The following is a 17876-nucleotide window of genomic DNA, read 5'->3' on the forward strand; positions in this document are numbered from 1 at the left end:
TTTGAGATTGCCGCGGGCTGTATGAGCTGCACGGAAAACCGACGTTCGCGGCTGTACAGAAACCGGGTTTGCGGGGCATAATCGGTCGCCTGGGCCAACTGGCCCTCCAGCGAAGACTTTCGGCGGCGAGACGCCTCGCAGGCCACCGGGCGCGTCTCTCCTCATGCGTGGAGTCAGTCCTCACCCGCCTGCCTGTACCTGGCTGCCCGACCAGCATTCAGGGAGCATGACTCAAGTGCGAGCGATAACCAAACGAGCCGTAGGCGTTGCTGCGACCATCGGCTCCATCACGGCCGTCGTCACCCTCGCAGGCATCGGTACGGCCTCCGCGCACGGCAACAACGGCGGCAACAACGGCGCCGGCTGCGACAGCGTCGGGATCGAGTACAAGATCGACGGCGGCCACTGGACGACGAGCGGGCGCATCAACGGGGACACCCCGCCCACCAAGATCAGCGTGCGGCTGACGGACAACCCCGGCAAGAACTGCCGGTACGACGTGTCGCTCGCCTCCTACAGCGCCGAGGGCCCGGCGTGGGAGAACTCCGGCCAACAGGACTTCCTGGGCTGGGACACCGTCACCCTCAACAAGGGCAAGAAGTCCGCGACGCTCGACGTCAGCGGGAGCGCCCCGACCTGCTTCGGACAGGTGGACCTGTACGGCAACGGCACCGAGTTCGACGGGGGTGCCGGCAGCGCCCACGGCCCGCTGCCGCACTACCCGAACTCCGCCACGCCCACCAACCTGATCACGGCGTGGAACGGCGGCCACGAATGCCAGTCGTCGCCCACCCCGACGCCGACGGCGACCACGGACTCGCCGAGCCCGACCCCGACGGAGACCACCGGGTCCCCGACGCCGACGGCGACCACGGACTCGCCGAGCCCGACGCCGACCGAGACCACCGGGTCTCCGACCGCGACGCCGACCGAGACCACCGGTTCCCCGAGCCCGAGCGTCGATGACACGTCCTCCCCGTCGCCGACCACGAGCGTCCCGACGAGCACCACGGCCCCGACCGGTACCCCGTCCGTGCCGCCGGCCACCTCTCCGTCCGGGAACGGCGACCTCGCCGAGACCGGCAGCAACAGCTCGCAGAACGTCGCCTTCATCGGCGGCGGCGCAGCGCTCCTCGTCGTGGGCGGCGCGGCCGTCTACTTCGCCCGTCGCCGCAACAACGGTGCCCACAACTGATGTAGCCGCAGGCTGAGCTGAACGACGGCCGCCCGGCCCGGGGATCCGCCCCCGCGCCGGGCGGCCGTCGTCTAACCCTGGACGGCCGCCACTTCCGACGAAACCCGGGAACCGTTCCCCCGGATCCTGCGTGACCTGTCTACGTTGTCGGCTGGTAATGAGGGGACCCGATGAGAGCACGGACGTTGGTCAGCGTGGCGGTAACGGCTTGCGTGGCCCTGGCAGTGGGCGCGTGCGGTCCGGAGAAGTCGAAGGAGGACACGGGCGCGAAGCCTGCACAGTCCTCGGCTTCCACGCTGACGACCCATGAGCCGTCAGCCACGGCGTCCGCGTCGGCCCGGACCGCGACTCCGTCGGCCGAACCGACAGCCGGCGCCGGGCCCGCGCCCAAGACGAAGGCCGGCGCGATCCAGCGGTACGAGGTCTTCCTCCACGCGGTCGGCCACGAGGACATCAACACGGTCTGCGACGTGGCGGGACCCGCCGCGAAGCAGGCAGAGGACCAGGGCCTCGGCCCGTGCACCTCGACGCTTCCCGTCACGTTCAAGCTGATCTCGCCCGCGCAGAAGAAGGCCCTGCAAACCGCCACGGTCGACCCGCAGCGCGTCGTGATGCGCTCGTCCGACAAGGCCGAGATACCGGCCGGAGCGATCATGGCCTCCATGACCTTCAGCGGAGACGAACTCGGGGACTCCACCTTGGAGTACCTCAAGGGCGACTGGTACATCACCGGCTGAACCGCGCCGACCCGGTCTGCGCGCGTGGGCAGGCCGGCCGAGGACGGGCAGGGTGCCGGGCGACTACTCAGTCTGACGAAGCGTCAATACTTCCGTAGACGAAGGCTGGTTGAGGGCCCGGAGCCCGGCTCGGGATACTCGCGCGATGACCAGCAACACGCCTTCAGCTCGGGTCGGTGGACTGGAACAGGGCAAGCAGCGCACGGCCAGGTGCGCTGTCCGGGTCGAAGCTGTGAATCCCCTGCTGATCCGCGGGCACCACAGGCCCCCAGAGACGGGCGCCCTGGCAGCGGAAGCAGAACGCGATCTCAAAGAGGGACTCACTGGCCTTGCGGGCTCGAATGCCCCAGCCAGGGAAGAAGCAGCGCTGCAGTTCACCCTCGGGCAACTCGGCGACCAGCAGCAGCGCCTGCTGGACCTGGTCCGCCTCCCACAGCGCGGTGTCTTCACCGGCCAAGGCATCTGCCCAGGGGCTGCTCATGGTCTCGGTGATGCGGACGACGTCGATCAGTTCCGTCTGCACAGCGGCAGTGGGAAGCAGCATGGCGCAAGCTTCGCCGATGAACGGCCCGCCGACCAGACTCACTGCCGCTCGCGGGCCGATCGGGGAGGACGGTTCAGGCCCACGCCGGCGTTCCGGGGCCGGTGCTCGGGCGGAACGTTTCGCCAGCTCAGAAGCGGCTCAAGACCAGTCGATCTTGGGCGAATCACGTGGTACGTTCTGTCACCAACGAACTCAATAGAGTGACCCCGGCAGCGCGCGAACGCTCCGGGGTCCGGCACAAGGAGCGCGAACTCCCCATGCGGATTCATCGTAGCCGCCATACGCGCGGCTTCACGGTCCTACCGAACGCCGTGTTGCAGGATCGGCGGCTGTCCTACACCGCCCGCGGCCTGCTGGCCGACCTCCTCTCCCGGCCCGACGGCTGGCGCGAGGACGGCAGGCGGATGGCCGACACCAGCCCGCAGGGACGTCTGTCCGTGGCGAAGGCGCTGCGCGAGCTGGCTGCCTTCGGCTACTACCGCGTCGAGCGGGTGCGCCGCCCGGACGGCACCTTCGTCAGCGAGACCCACGTCTACGACACCCCGCCCCAGGTGGGACCGAGTGCCGCGCTTCCGGGCTCCGGTCGACCGGCTGGCGGCGCGCGTGACGCCCACCCCGTAAAGGACCGTGGGAAAGAACCCTCCCTCCCCCGGCAGCGGACGGCGGCCGACGCCGTGCCCGGCGTCCGCGCGGGAGGACGGGGGGAGATCCCGTCCACGTACCTCGCCCGCGTCGAGCCGCCGGACGCCCCGAGGTCAGAGGCGGCGGCGCTGCTCCACCGAGTGACGGCGGCGGAGCCGCGCCTGCGCCTCGGCACGACGGAAGCAGTCGCCCTCGCACCGCTGGTGGCCCGATGGCTGGAGCACGGCCACGGCGCCCGCGAGCTGTCCCACGCCCTGCTCGACGGCCTGCCCGAACGCGTCCACAGCGCCTCGGCGTTGCTGCGTGACCGCCTGACCCGCAAGCTCCCTCCTGCACCGGAGCCGGCCACCACACCCCCGAAACCCCACCTGCACGAGTGCGCCGCGTGCGCACGCCCCAGCCCGCACGAAGGCATCTGCCGCACCTGCGCGGGCCTGGACGCCGTCCCGCCCGAGACCGCGGACGAACGCGCCCGTACCGCCGTACGCGGCCGAGCTCTGGTCCGCGCGGCCCTCGGCGCGAGTCCCCCGGGCACGCCGGCCTCCGTAAGAGCCTGAGCCGCCCGATCCTCACGGCTGACGCCGCCCCGCGCCGGTCCCTGCCCTGAGGCGCGCCTCTCCCGACCCACCGAGCGATGCTGCCTGCCCACGCTGAAGCATGCCCGCGCCGCCCGGCGAGACCAGGAAGCAGCGTGTCCATCAATCACGACACCAGGGCACGCTAACTCCGAAAGTCTACGAAGCGCGCCCGCTCAGAGAGGACCTGGGCAGCGTGGTCCAAGTCGGCAAGGCGGGCGGCGAGGGTTGCCTCTGCTAGGCGCTGAGGCAGTGCAGCGCTGAACTTGAGGCCGTTCAGAGCACGAGGGTCGACCTCGGGAAGGCTCAGATGGTCGACGGCGTCCACAAGGTTCTCCTCCCACATCAGTGGAGTGAGGTCGGAACGTAGCCGCACGTAAAGGTCGTTGCCCCGCTGGAGCGGGTCGGCGACGCCATTGAGGGTGGCGGCCAGAGTGACGTTGGTCCGGTGGCCGGCCCAGGTCCACCACCTCAGATCCCTGTCCGTGCTGTGGTGGACGATCGTGTTCCCGCCGGGGTGGACGGTTTCCCTGCTCTCCTGGCGGAGTTGCGCCAGCGCCCCTTCCGCACGCTTGGTGAGGGCGACCGGAGGGTCCTCGCCCAGGAGGACTTCACGAGCGGCACGGGCCAGGTCGAAAGACGCCATGCGCAGGCCGCCTCCGTTCCACTTGGCCTTGCCGCCCCCGTCGACCGGCTCGACGAAGCAGCGCTTGCGGAGCCAGTCGATGTAGGTGACTTGCCAGCTTCGCCCGGCAAGCAGCAGGCGCCGCGGCCCAGCGCATTCCTCAGTGAGGAGGGCAGGGTCCGTCTTGCCGATCTCTGTGCGTCCGGTGAGGACGGTGAACTCGGGTGCAGCGGTGAACACGGCCGTCAGGCTCATGAAGTGCCGATGCCCGAAGCGGCGTTCCGCCTCGGGGCCGATGAACAGCATTCCGCCGTCCTGGTCAAGGAAGCCCTCGCGAACCAAGTGACGCACAATGGGCTCGGCAGCCGGGCCGAACGGGCCGAGACCACCCCACCACTCCTGCCAGAGCTTGTCGCCGATCCGGTGTTCCTGCAGGCACAAGGCGAGGATCTGCTGAGCGACGATGTGACGTGGCTCAGGCGGGGATACTACGGGTTCCACCCAGCCCCGGGACCACTGGAGCAGCAGGGCTGCCGCAGAAAGCAGGCCACCCTCGTCGACAGCGAGGAAGAGGCAATTGCGGATGGATCCGGTACGTCGTCCGGTGCGCCCGATGCGTTGCAGGAAGGACGCGACGCTGCCGGGAGCGTCGATCTGGATGACGCGGTCCAGGTCGCCGACATCAATGCCAAGTTCGAGGGTGCTGGTGGAGACGATGACGCAGTCGCGCGCGTCGGCGAAAGCTTCTTCCGCGCGGCGGCGCTCGTCCACAGACAGGGAGGCGTGGGAGAGGAAGGTGGTGACGCCCTTGGTGCGCAGGCTCTCGCCGAGTTCTTCGACCTGCCGTCGGGACTCGCAGAAGACCAGGCGCTTCTCGCCCCGGTGCAGGGCAGCAATGACGGTGGAGGCATTGCTGAGCGAGCCGACGTAGTCGAGTTGAACGTCGCCGGGCGGCGGCCCAGTCTGCGTGCCCGGCGAAGCATCGGCTTGAACGCGCAGGTGTGGGGCGACCACCTGCGCGGGACGCGACCCTGCGGCTGAGCCTTGGAGCCAGCTCAGGAGTTCCTCCGGGTTCCCGACGGTGGCGGAGAGCCCGACGCGTTGCACAGGACGTCCGGCGACGCGTTGCAGGCGTTCCAGTACGGCGAGGAGGTGCCAGCCTCGGTCGTCACCCGCGAAGGCGTGGACCTCATCCACCACCACGGCGCGTACACCGCCCAGAAAGGCTCGGTGATCAACGTTGACGCTCACCAGCATCGATTCCAGCGACTCGGGGGTGGTGAGCAGGATGTCGGGGCGTCGCCGCAGGATGGCTTTGCGTTTGGGGTGGGAGACGTCGCCGTGCCACAGTTCGGCCGTGCGGCCGAGCCAGGAGGTGTACGTCTCCAGGCGCGGCAGCAGGTTGTTGAGCAGTGCCTTGAGGGGACACACGTAGAGCACGGACGTGCCGGTCCAGTTCTCGGCGGCCATCCTGGACAGCAGAGGGAACGTGGCGGCCTCGGTCTTGCCGCCCGCGGTGGGGGCGAGGAGCACGGTGTCGGTTCCGGCCAGCAGCGGGTCGACGGCCTCCAGTTGGAGCGGGCGGAGCGACTTCCAGCCGAGGGTGTTGACGATGTGGTGCATCAGTACGGTGTCGAGTCGCTCCAGCGAGTCGTCCCCGGCGGTGGCCGTCACGGCAGGTCCAGCTCGACGTCGTCGGCGCTCGATGCGGCGGCGTTGCGTTCGACGTCGCTGAGCTCTGCGGAGGAGACGGTGAGTGCGTAATGCCTGCGTGGGTCGAAGTCCTGGAACTCGTCGACGCGGTCGAGAACGTCCGCCACGAGTTTGCGCAGGAACAAGCGGGGTGCGACGCCGACATTGCCGCCGAGTCCGCCGGTGACAGCTGTGGCGAGCTGGCTGACGTAGGAGTCGTCCACGGCCCGGGCGATCCGCTCGGGGTGCGTGGCCTGGTCGACGTAGAGGTCGCGGATGTTGCGGCCGAGCTCGCCGAGTCTGGCCAGGTCGAAGCCAGGTAGGCGCAGTTGCACGGCTCGTGGCGAGTCGAAGCGGGGATCAGTGGAGAAGTCCGTGGCCAGGCGCTGCGCCAACGGGGGCAGCCGCTGGACGCCCTGCTGCCCGTCGTAGAACGCTGGGGTTCCGGTGATGACAAGGAACAGGCCGGGAAAGCGTCCGGCGTCGATCTCGTCCAGCAGCTGCCGCAGCGCGTTGAGGCCCTTTTCCCGGACGTCACCGCGGACCCGCTGCAGGGTCTCGATCTCATCCAGGACCACGAGCAGCCCTGGCTGGCCGCAATCCCGCAGTACGGTCAGCAGGCCTTGAAGGAATCCGAGGGCACCGAAGTGATCCAGGTCTCCGCGTACGCCGGCGGAACGCCGCGCCGCGGCGGCGACGGACTTCTGACCGCCGAGCCAGGCGATGAGTGCTTCGGCGGTGGGCGCGTCCCCGGTTGCGCGCGCCTGGCGGTAGCCGCGCAGCGCTGAGGAGAAAGCCGGAGTGGTGCGGGCCACCTCGGCGAGGCGTTGCTCCATGAGGGCGTCCACGGCTGCGGCAAGGGTATCCGCGTCGTCTTCGTCGATCTCGCCTGCGTCGAGGACCTCCTCCTCGAGGGTGAAGAACCACGAGTCGATCACAGAGCGCAGCGCGCTCGGGGGATGGGTGGCGGTGGTGAGGCGTTCGGTGAGGCGGCGGTAGACGGTCTCGAGCTTGTGCAGGGGGGTCTCGGTCTCCGAGATCTGGATCTCGGCGGTCGCCAGTCCGGCCCGCTTGGCGCGTTCGGCGAGCCAGCGGGCGAAGAAGGTCTTGCCGGAGCCGTACTCGCCGCGGACGGCGTGAAAGGCCGCGCCCCCACGTGCCGCGGTGGCCAGGTCGTCGTCCAGGGCTCCGGAGAAGCGATCCAGGCCGACGGCGAACAGATCCAGGCCCGATTGCGGCACGGTACCGCGCCGCAGAGCGTCCACGACCTCGCGGCGGCGGGCGGCACTGATCGGAGAGACCGTGCTCATCTACGCCCCAACCCCGAACTGTTCCTGCAGGAGTGTGATGTCGAGTTTGACTCGCGCGCCCGCGTCGATGAGGCCCAGGACCGGGTACCCCTCGACGTTGAGCAGCCGCTGCAAGGCCGCGACGAAGAACTCCGCGTTGCGTGGCGCACGCCCGCCCGAGGATGCGGCGGCCGTGCTGACTGCGGCGAGCGAGAGCCTACCGTCCGCCGCAACCAGCGCGTCGATGACGGCGACGACGGCCTTCTTCTCCGGGCCTCTGCGTACGAACTGCTTCTGCGCCACGTACACGCTGGTGTCGACCACTCTCACGCCGAGGGTCGTTGGCGTCGCAGTGTTGTCGGAGCTGGTTGGTTCGGCCTTCGTCCGGGCCGCTGGGCCGGACACGGCATCGGACGGCGTGGCATTGATCGCGCCGGTGCGCGACGCGCCGTGCCACCACGCCGGGGTGACGACTTCCGGGGCCAGCAGCGACCACCCGGTCGGCAAGGCCTCTGCCGACGGCAGCATCACCAGCACTGGCACGGTCATCTCCGCCAGGGCCGCGCCGCCGTGGTAGCCGGCCCGGCGGGGGGTGTAGCGCTGGTCCTCACGCCACAACACGGTGACCTCGCCATCGCCTTCGAGCACACGCGGCCCGGACAGTCGGACCTCGTCCTCACCAGGCTGCTCGTTGGGGGTGCCGATACGCCACCGCGCCGACTCGACGCCATGTGCGGTCAGCGGTCCTTCGGTGGTGCGGTCCAGGACGTGGCCGTGGTCGGCAACCAGCACCACCGGGCGGCCCTGGCCGCGCGCCGCATCCAGCAGCTCGGACAGGTAGCGCACGCTGTCCACCGTCCAGTCGCCCTTGGCACCCTCCTGCCCGTGTTCGAGCGCATCGTCGATCGTGTCCAGGACGACTCCGACAACGCCGTCCCCTGCGATGGCCTCGACGACCTCGGGTGCCAGCCGGTGCCCTGCCGGGCCCGGCAGGTCGCCTTTGTGGAACAGCGCCGCCTCGTGCCGTCGCTTCCGCCAGAACGCGGCGAAGCCGTCCTTCTCCACATTCTGGCGCCCCGTCACCAGGCCACCGGTGAGGAGCGTGGCGCGACTGACGGTGGTGACCGAGGGGATCGCGGCCACAGCGGCGGCCCGCCGGCCGGCCTCCCGTGCGGCCTCGGTCCAGCGCGGGCTGCCCAGTTCCTCACCCAGTTGGGCGGCAACCGCGCTGGTCATCCCGTCGAGGAGCAGGATCAGCGGGGGCCGCTTCGCGGCGAGTGGCACGACGAGGTGCCGCAGCACATCCTCGACGAGCAGCGCCCCGTCAGGTGCAGTAGTGGTGGCGTGCTGTGTCCAAGTAGCCAGGGCCTTGGCGAATCCGCGGTCCAGGTGGTCGCGGCGGGCCCGGGCAGCGTCGTGGACCACCCGGTACGCCTCGTTGACGTGCGGGTCAGCCGCCCCGTCCCCGGCCCACAGCCGATTCAGAGCGCGGTCGGCCCAGCCCCAGTCGCCGAGATGGGAGTGAACTGCGGCGGCTACCTCACCCGAGCCGGGCGCAACCTGAGCCTCGGGGATCATCAGCCAGCGTTCGAGGCGTACGGCCATCTCGGCGAGTTGCACCTGCTCGCGGAACAGCAGACCCGCAAGGTGGTGGCTCCTCAGCTGGCCTAGGGCTGCCTCGGCTTCCGCAACGCCATGCTGGTCAGGGCGCGGCGTGAGGGTAGCTGCGAGCGCCCGCAGCCGAGCACGGAAGCCAGAGGGCAGGAAACCGCTGTCGGCAAGGGCCTCACGCAGACCCGCCCGGTCGGCCAGGTGGTCGGCCTGTTCCAGGACGTCCAAGACCTTGGTGCGCGCCTCAGCGCTACGCGGTCCGCCAGCAGATGCCTGGGTGATCCACCGGGCGACGACGCCGTCGACGGCTCGGGTGTAGTGCCGCAGTTCTTCCGGTCGGAAGGGGACAGGACCGAATAGCGCTCCCACAGCGAGGGCCGCGTCTGCCGTGGCTTTCGGTCCCGTCAGGACTGCCGCGACGACGCCCAGCGCCATCGCATCGCCACCGCGCCCAGCCTGCGCCAGTGTGAGGAGAAGCGGCGCTGAGTCGCCCACCGCATGGTCCAGCCAGCTCGTCAGACCGGCCCGCTCCTCGGGCTGCAGTTCCGCGAAACGGGCTGGGCCGCCGGCCGTGCGGGACCAGGTGAGCAGGGCCTCCACGTCGAAGGGCACGGCATCGGTGGACAAGCCGTCGCCCAGACTGATCCGGGCCTGCACAAGGGCACGCATGGCAGCGTCCAGGGTGAGCACGGAGCCGACAGGGAGCCATCCTCCGGCTGGTTCCGCGGCCAGCAGCGCGTCGGCGAGCCAGGGCTCGCGGCGGATGCGCGGGTCGACGTCCATGGCACCGAAGCGTTGTTTGACGATCTCGACGCGGTCCACGGTGAGCAGGGAGCGGCCGATGGCTTCGCCACGCAGATCCAATGGCATCGGACGGGTGTCGGGAGCGTCCGTGGTGACGACGAGGACGTCGCTGCCGCTGTTGCCGTCGACCTGCCTGGCGAGATGGTTCTGCCAGGCGTCCACAATGCCGAGCACCGAGGACTGGTGGCTGACGTGCACGCGTCGCTGCTCCGGCTCGCCGTTCTCTGCGGAGTCCGTGACGAGACGGGTCGTGAAATGGTCAGGAGCACCGTCGCGGTAACGGCCGCGGACCAGCACCAGGCGACTGCCCTTCGCGTGCGGCAAGGCAGTCCACAGCAGTGCTTCGACCGCGCGCTGGTCGATCTCGGGGACAGTCCCGCTGATTGCCTGGGTCACGAAGCATCACCCTCGCGCTCCCGCCAGCCGATCTCAATCTCAGCGCCGGGGTGTGCGGCGGCGTGGGCTTTGATCTGCTGGGTGAGTTCGGCCAGGGCCCGGGCCAGGTCCGCCCCCAGGCTGTCGGGGCTGGTCGCGACGATCAGGCGGCGGCGCCGATTGGGTGCCGCCAGAGTGCTAGGCATGTCCTCGATCTCCGCTGCTGCCGGCGCGGCAGCGGGCAACGGGGGATGACCGTGGACCGCCAGGCTGACCTGATCGGCGTCTCTCGGGGCCGGAACGGAAGCAGGTGCCGCAGCGGGAGGAGGTACCGGAGCGGCCAGTGCATTGAGGCGGCCGGACTCACTGATGATGTCGACGGCCCGGCTCTCGGCCTGGTTCATCACCGGGGCCAACTCCCGATCGCGTTCGAGCGCCGCGGCCGTCTCGGCGATCTCCGTCAGCAGCCGCTCGGCCCGGTCCGCGAGCCCGTCACCCCGGCTCACGAGACCGCGCACGCTGCCGAGCAGCTGCCACTTGACGCGGTCCAGCGCGTCCAGGGTGATCTGCGCCGAGGACATGGTCCTCGCCAGCGCGTCGTCCGTTGTGGCGTAGCCAAGTGCGGACAGCTCCCGAACCAGGGCCGTTGCATCTTTGTGCCGAACCAGGCGGGCGATCAGGTCTGCTGCGTCATGCACCGCCAGCTCGCGGGCGCTCTGCTCCTGCGTGAGACCCAGGGCACCCCGGTGGTTGGCCAGTGAGCGTCGCAGCCCGTTGACGGCGGCCTCCCAACGCTGCGCCTTCACTCGTACCTTGTCCGCCAGGTCGTTGACGTTGCGGGCATAGCGCACCCGGGGCACGCTCTCCCCGAACAGCGCGGCGGCGCGCTCGTGCGCGGCGGTGAACTCCTCCTCGCTGGGCAGCTCCTGAGCGCGCAGTGCCCACCCGGTACCGATACGGTCCAGTTCGGGTGCCGCGGCCGAGGCGCCGTTGAAGACCCAGGAGCGGTCGGCTACCAGTGCGTACGCGGCGATCAGCAGGTTGCTGACCGCCTTGTCCAGGCCGGTCCAGCCCAGCTCGGCGATCCAGCGGCGGATGTCCTCACCCTCGTAGTCGCCGGTGACACCGTGCGCGGTGGCGTGCTGCTCGATACGGCGGCGCCACTCGGTACCGACGTTCAGCGGCCCGTCGTGGACCTCGCCAAGTTCCAGTGCGTGCACGATCCGCTTGACCAAGCCCAACTGCTTGCCGTCCACGACGACACGACGCGAACCGTCCTCCATGGCACGAGTGATCCAGCCGTAGACGGTCTTCAGCTCGCCGGGGGTGACGGCCTTCCGGCTCTCCTGCGGGTCGAAGTCCGGGTGCTTGGGGTAGAGCGCGGCGAACAGCCCGTCCGCAAGCTTGGCCAGGTTGTACGTGAACGGTGCGCCGCCCTGGAGCTGCGGGGTGTGTCCCGGGTAGAGGGAGTAGACATGCAGCCCGTCAGGAGTCTCCGCGCCGACGTTGGTTTCGTCCACGCTCGCGATTCCGTAGAGCTGTCGCAGCACGTCGGTGAGCTGGCTGGTGAGGGTGTCTCGTTGGGCCTCGAGCTGGTGCTTCACCCGGATCTGGTCGTCAGACGGCAAATGGGCGGCGTAGTTGGCGAGCCGGTCCCGCTCCAGCAGGTACTGGATCTTCAGCAGGCGGCCGAGCTGCGCCGAGCGCTGCGGGGAGAAGAAGAACGGCAGCCAAACGACGGTGGGAGCCTCGAAGCCGTCCTGCCGTAACCACTGGATGCGCGCGGTGTCGTCGCTGGGATGCCCGTCGGACTCGTCGAAGGGATAGTCGACGACGAAGCGGACGCGGCCCTCGACACTGGGCGCGAACTGCGTTGTCGGCATGGTCGCCGGTTCCTTGACGTTCTCGAAGACGAACTCGGCGATGCGCCTGGTACCGCGCCACACCACCTCGTGCTCACACACGAACGCACCGGTGTCACGAACCCCCAGCGCCTGCCACAGCTGCTGCTTGACCCAGATGCGGCGCTGCCCGACATTGTCTTTCTCGCCGACCGCGTCCAGGATCGGCTCGACGTCGAGGTTGGACAGGTGGAGGGTGAATACCGGATCGGCGTCGTTGCCGTCACTGCGCAGCTCGCCAGGGAACTCCGCCTGAAGCTCGCGGAGCCGACGTACCGCCAACTCGCCCGGCGTCACGGCGCGGGAACGCAGCGAACCGTGGTTGAGGGCGGCAAGGCGTCCCCCCGTGAGGCGGCTCAGGGCAGGGACCTCCGGTGAGAGGAAGCCGAGGAGGAGAGTCTTCACGAAGCGGTCGTCGGCACGGTAGCCCGGATCCTCGGTGGAGCCGTACTTCTGCAGGAGGAACGCCTGGACCTTGGTGTGGAAGCGGATTGCGGCCTCGGACTGGGCGCGCAGGCGATCGGTGAACGCCTCGCCCATGCCCTCCGCAAGGACGTCCCACAGGTCGCCCAGGGGTATGAGGTCGCCGAGCTTCATGTCGCCCCGGCGGCGGTAGAGCATCTCCTGGATAAGCTTCAGACCTGTGCGCTCGCGCTGCAGCGCCCCGGAGAGGGCCACGAGGGCATTGAGCAGGACGGGCGAGAGCGGGTAGAGCTCCTTGAAGTCCCCCCAATCCGCACGGGTCGCCCCGGCCGCGTCCAGCAGCACCTCGCGGACGGCGGCGTCGGAAGACTCGACTGCGGCGAAGGCGCTGCTCAAGGCGGCGCGGGCAGCGTCGTCCTTCGGCTGAAGGACGCGTTCCTTGATGATTGCGGGGAGGTTGCGGTCCTCCAGGCTCACGACATCGAAGCGGCCGGCGAGATAGCCGACCTGCTGCTCGAGGTTTTTCACCTCCGCGCCGACCACGTCGGAGCCGACGAGCTGGGAGAGGTCGCGCTGCCGGGAGATGAACGACACGATCGGGACCGGCCGGTCGGTGTCACCCGACTCGATCAGCTTGACGAGCTTGCTGACCTCGTCGTTGACCATCGCCTTCTCGGAGAGGTGCGCCTGCAGCCAAAGGATCAGCTCGTCGAGGAAGAGGACAAGTCCGTCGTAACCGAGGCTTCGTGCGTGCCGGCTGATAACCGCGAGGCCGTTCTCCAGCGGCAGGAATGCGTTCTTGTCGCCCTGTGCGCCCCGGGCGTAGGCCGACATGGGGCCGGAGTCCGAGATCAACGCGGAGATAAGTGCGTTGCGCAGCTCGTCGCCGGGAGCAGCGGCGAAGGCCGCATCCAGGCTGGCTGAGGTCCAACCGGAGGCGGGAGCGTCTTTCGCGTCCAGATCGTCCAGGTCGCCACCGTCGCCCGCATCGCCCTGGGTAAGGGCATCTGGGCCGGAGGGGTCGCTGAGCCACTGGATGAACTTCCCGTCGTCAGCGAGGAAGTCGCGCTGCCGGCGCGCGTCGGCGAGTGCGGCGTCGGCTCGGTAGACGGGCGGCACGGGTGCGCCGGGATGCAGCCGCCGTGAGGTGGCGACGTAGCCGCCAAGCAGGGCCGAGTCGAGTGATGCGGCGCCGACCAGGTGGTACGGCACCATCAGGAACCGCTTCCTCGTCCCCTCCTGCACCAGCCAGTCGGCGTGGTCGGCGATGACCGCCTGCAGCTTCGGCTGGTCGCGGGCCACTGCCGCGCTGTCGTTGAGGATCGCGTGGAGGACGGTGAGAAAGTGACTCTTACCGGAACCGAAGGACCCGTGCAGGTAGGCGGCGTGCGAGCTGTTGTCACGGACCGACGCCTTGACAATGCCAAGGGATTTGCGGAACGCCTGCTCGAGCTGGTCGGTGACGACGTACTCGCGCACCCGCTGCGCGGATTCGCCGAAGCCGCCGGATAACTCAACCTTGAAGTCGCCCGCAAGGACCGACTCCGGCAGATTGAGGACGTCCTTCAGGTAGAGGGCGTCGCTAGAAGTACTCATGGGCGGTGGTCTCCCTCTTCCCACTCAGCCGCCAGCGTGTCGGCGGCGGAGGTGTCGGTCTTTTTCGCCGTACGTGGAGCGGCGGCCTTGCGGCTCCGGGTCTTCGGCGCGGGACGCCAGGCTGCGAGCTGCTCAGTGGTCAAGCCGCGCTTGGTGCGCTCGGTATCCAGGAAGGTGCCGAACTCCTCAGCGGCGTTGCCGCCCCACTCCTGGTCGTCGGTGCCGAACCACTGACGCACCCACGGCATCAGCTCGACCAGGCCGGCCAGGAGCGGCGTGATGCGGTCGTTGTCCCAGCTCAGCTGGGAGGTGCGGTCCTTGACGAGGTTCACCAGTGCCTGGGCCTGGTCGCGGTGGTCCCAGCCGGCCCAGCCGAGCAGCAGGGTGGGATCGGCGTCGGGGCTGGCACCCGCGTAGGAGACGAACCGTTCCTTGGGGACGTCGAGCTTGCCGCGGTTGGACCAGTAGGAGGTCTTGGCGAAGTCGACGGAGCCGTACTTCGGCGGGACAGGGATGTTCAAGCGCTCGCCGGTTGCATCCTCTTCCCGCTGGAGATCCCAGACCTCCTCCCACTGGGCGCGCTTCCGCAGGCCGGTGTCCTTGTAGCGGAGAGCGGCGAGATAGGGGACGTGCTCAGTATCGAGCGCATCGGCCAACACGGCTTCGAGCGGGAGGTCGCGCTTGCCAAGGTGGTCGGTTGCGTAGAGCGCGGCGACGGCGGGCACGTCGGGATCGAGCTTGGCGAGTTCGTCAGCAAGCCGGCTGACCGTGAGCGGGCGCGGCTGCTCGAACCCGTCGCGAAGCCTGAACCAGAGGCGGCGGTCCTCGGCGCGGTCAAGCAACCAAGTGCGGAGGGCTGCCTTTTCCCGCTTCTCCCACGGCTCCGACGCCCAGCGGCGTTTGCACTCCGGCCGCTCGATCAGCGCGATGTCTTTGTGCTTCTCAATTACGTCAATGCGGTTCTGAACGATGACACGGTACCAGTCAGGCCAGTGTGAGGGGATCTCCGTGATAGGCGTCGAGCGATGACGGCTGAACCACGCGGTTTCCTGCTCCCCGGCGGCGACTTTGCGCGCAAGCACGATCTCGAACGCGCGCTCACCGAGCCTGACGGGCGGGAGCACATCGATATCGGGAACGGTGAGGCACTGGTCAGGTGTCCTGCTCAACTGGACCAGCCTGTAGGCTCCGTAGACCTCCCAGTCGAGCTCCTCCTGCAGCGCGATCATGCGCTCGCGGGTGGCGGTGTGAACGGCGTGGGCGGCGTCGAGGTGGTCACGAGTGGGGATGGCATCACCCGCAGAGACGGCGGAAGGCTCGTGAGTGGATAGCTCCTGCGCGGCGCGGTCGAGGGCGCGGCCGAGCGCAAGGGGGAGCTGAGCGGAGAGCGGGAACTGACTGACCTTGGTGCTGTTGAACTGGTAGAAGTCTTCCCAGGGAACTGAAGTGGTACGGGCGCCCCTGCTATCGGCCCCATTTCCCTTGTTATGGCAGACCTGCTTGAGCCAGAAGGCGGCAGTTGACGAGTTCAGGACTCCCAGCAACTGCAGGTGTTCACCCTCGCCAGCCTCAACGGGCAGTTTGATCACTGGGGCTGTCTGCTTGAAGACCTTCCCGCCTCTGTCCAGCACAAAGTGGTTGTGTGTCGCCACCTCCGCAAACGTAATCGACAGAGGCGCCTGTAGTTTATTTGGGTAGATTTCCTGCCACTCATACCAGGACATGCCTCGCTGCAACATGGGCACACCAAAGCGCTTTCGGTGGGAAATAGCCGCCCGATAAGAAAGCAGCAGTTTCCCAGATGAGCCGACCTCCTCAAAGGCCAAGGTTTCGAAATTATCACCATAGACCCACAGCGCTTCATACATGGGTTTCATGGCGTGATCACGAATCACGTCGCCGGTGACTAGAAGACGCGTTGCGGAGACCTCCAATCGGGCGGCAGCGCCATTGCGAGGAAGCAAAAAGAGATCATCTTCACCTGTTACTGAAGTGATCCCAGCAGAGTCGGTAATTCTGGCAAGCTTGGCTGTGGCTGCGGCTTCGATGAGACCAACCAGGCCGCCCGAACCACCGCCACTGACCGACCAAGGGTGGAGCGCAAATCGTCTCCTCTCTGCATCCTCGACCGAAATCCACTCCGACTCGCTACCTGGATTTCCCACCTGGCCAACGATTGCCTGCCACACCAGCCCCTTTGCCGCCTCTTCAGGCTGCGACGGCTCGCCGCGCACACCCAAAACTGCCCGCACAGGCTCCTTCTGCCGCGGAATGTGGTTGCGTCCGATCAGGATAACCGTCGGCGTCCCGTGCCCCGGTATGTATGCGCCCGAGGTGTCGATGATGTGAGTTAAGTGAACCCCTACCCGCTCACTGACGAAGAACCCCTCGATCAGCTTCTTGCCAAACTCCCGCTTCATGAAAGAATTCGCCGTGATCTGCCCGACATAACCAGCGGCGCGATCCGACCCACTCGTCCGCACTGCCAACTGGAACAAGCGCTCGACAAACGGCACGGACAGCGCGTACTTTCCCGAACATGACTTGTACGCTCGGTAGTTCTTGTTCTCCTGCTTGTCCTTCACCGTGATATAAGGCGGGTTGCCGACCACCACGTGGTACGTCGAAACGCCCAGTAGGTCGTAGCGCTTCTCGTGTTTCTTGACGTCCTCTGTCCGGTAAGCAAACGCCTCGCCGTCCGACAGCAGGTCACCCTGGATGCCCGCCGCACCCCGTCCGTGCAGCAGCGAGTCACCTGCCGCCACATTGATCGGGAACGCCGGTGCCTGGTCGAGTCGCTTCGCGCCGCCAGCTTGCAGAGCCGCGATCAGGAGGCGGAAGCGAGAGATCGACACTGCGAACGGGTTCTTGTCACACCCGTGCACTGACTCCAGCGCGCGCCGGATCAGGACCCCGCCATTTGTGCCTGGCGCAGCAGCCTTCCACTTCGCCAGCAGCCGCTTGAACATCCCCAGCAGGAAATGCCCAGATCCGCACGCCGGATCGATCACTCTCAGGCCCGTCACGATCCGCTCGTCCCGACCGATCTTGGTCTCCGGAACGAGCCCGAATTCCCGAACCGCCGGCTCCAGCGTCAGGTCGAGGATGAACTCCTCCACGAACTCCGGTGTCTGCAGCAGCGCGTACATCTTCCGCGCATGCTCGCTCAGGTCCTGGTACAGGTCACCTAAGAAGCGCGTGCTCAACCCCTCGTACTCAACAACGCCGTCCTCGCCGACCACCGGCTCGTCGGTGAAGTCGTGCAGGATCTCGCCGTCCGGCCCGGGCCGCCGCCAGAACTTCAGCAGCGCGCTCGCCGCCTCGTACGACGGTTCCAGTTCCCACAGCGGGTTGTGTGCACGGTCGAACAGGCCGGCAACCGCCGGATTCGTCGCCGCCAGCGAATCGAATGCGTGCACCAGCCAGTCGCGATCGTTCTTCTCCGGATTCAGGCGGAAGAACTCGGCATCACGGTCCTCAGCGTTCTTCAGGCGTTCGCCCGGGCCGGCCAGGTATGGGTCGGCGATCAGCAGGTTGTCCTCGCAGAAGCGGACAAAAACGCAGGCCAGTACCCACGCCGCCGCGACCTGCGTGATCCGCTCGTCCCGCCACGCCCCGTACGTCGCCGCCGTGCGCTTGGCCTCCCGCGCCTGCGCGTACTCGGCCTCCAGTTTGGCCTTGTACTCAGCTACGTCCTCGCTTCGCTCGCGAAGGTCGCCCTCAAGTGTCTTCACCTGCTTGCGCAGGTCCTTCAGCAGCTCTAATTGGTTCACACCACGCCCGGACACAGGCCCCACCCCTCTTCGTCTTCATTGACCACGACGGCAACCCGCAGCACCGCCCACCGCCCTCCCCGAGCGGTGGTCG

The 17876-nt window shown here is 68.2% G+C and carries 9 protein-coding genes; 3 read left to right on the top strand and 6 right to left on the bottom strand.

From position 1 onward, the window contains the following. The first annotated feature begins 235 nt into the window (after window positions 1–235). The gene (locus ACQPW6_RS17085) at window positions 236–1195 is read left to right on the top strand and encodes an LAETG motif-containing sortase-dependent surface protein (RefSeq protein WP_433890494.1); all 960 of its coding nucleotides are present in this window, start codon (window positions 236–238) and stop codon (window positions 1193–1195) included. Between the two features lie 170 nt (window positions 1196–1365). Then, on the top strand, window positions 1366–1932 hold the full coding sequence (locus ACQPW6_RS17090) for a hypothetical protein (RefSeq protein WP_433890495.1): 567 nt from the start codon (window positions 1366–1368) through the stop codon (window positions 1930–1932). Between the two features lie 163 nt (window positions 1933–2095). On the opposite strand, the gene ACQPW6_RS17095 is transcribed toward ACQPW6_RS17090, so the two are convergent. Further along, window positions 2096–2476, bottom strand: a complete 381-nt coding sequence (locus tag ACQPW6_RS17095) for a hypothetical protein (protein WP_433890496.1) — start codon at window positions 2474–2476, stop codon at window positions 2096–2098. A gap of 257 nt (window positions 2477–2733) precedes the next feature. On the opposite strand from ACQPW6_RS17095, the gene ACQPW6_RS17100 reads away from it, so the two are divergent. Continuing rightward, on the top strand, window positions 2734–3675 hold the full coding sequence (locus ACQPW6_RS17100) for a hypothetical protein (RefSeq protein ID WP_433890497.1): 942 nt from the start codon (window positions 2734–2736) through the stop codon (window positions 3673–3675). 163 nt (window positions 3676–3838) lie between these two features. Here ACQPW6_RS17100 and ACQPW6_RS17105 read toward each other — a convergent pair whose 3' ends face one another. The 5 genes from ACQPW6_RS17105 to pglX are packed head-to-tail and all read right to left on the bottom strand — an operon-like array spanning window position 3839 to window position 17782. Next, the gene (locus ACQPW6_RS17105; RefSeq protein WP_433894562.1) at window positions 3839–5941 is read right to left on the bottom strand and encodes a DEAD/DEAH box helicase; all 2103 of its coding nucleotides are present in this window, start codon (window positions 5939–5941) and stop codon (window positions 3839–3841) included. Window positions 5942–5988: 47 nt separating this feature from the next. Next, complete coding sequence (gene brxD / locus ACQPW6_RS17110) at window positions 5989–7320, bottom strand: BREX system ATP-binding protein BrxD (protein ID WP_433890498.1); 1332 nt, start codon at window positions 7318–7320, stop codon at window positions 5989–5991. Continuing rightward, complete coding sequence (gene pglZ, locus ACQPW6_RS17115; protein WP_433890499.1) at window positions 7321–10110, bottom strand: BREX-2 system phosphatase PglZ; 2790 nt, start codon at window positions 10108–10110, stop codon at window positions 7321–7323. It lies immediately after the preceding gene. Further along, complete coding sequence (locus ACQPW6_RS17120) at window positions 10107–14009, bottom strand: PglY protein (protein WP_433890500.1); 3903 nt, start codon at window positions 14007–14009, stop codon at window positions 10107–10109. The genes pglZ and ACQPW6_RS17120 overlap by 4 nt, the downstream gene beginning before the upstream one ends. Beyond that, on the bottom strand, window positions 14006–17782 hold the full coding sequence (pglX, locus tag ACQPW6_RS17125) for a BREX-2 system adenine-specific DNA-methyltransferase PglX (protein WP_433890501.1): 3777 nt from the start codon (window positions 17780–17782) through the stop codon (window positions 14006–14008). The genes ACQPW6_RS17120 and pglX overlap by 4 nt, the downstream gene beginning before the upstream one ends. Window positions 17783–17876 lie beyond the last annotated feature (94 nt).

The organism is Streptomyces sp. CA-111067 (assembly GCF_050956065.1).
Taxonomy (GTDB): domain Bacteria; phylum Actinomycetota; class Actinomycetes; order Streptomycetales; family Streptomycetaceae; genus Actinacidiphila.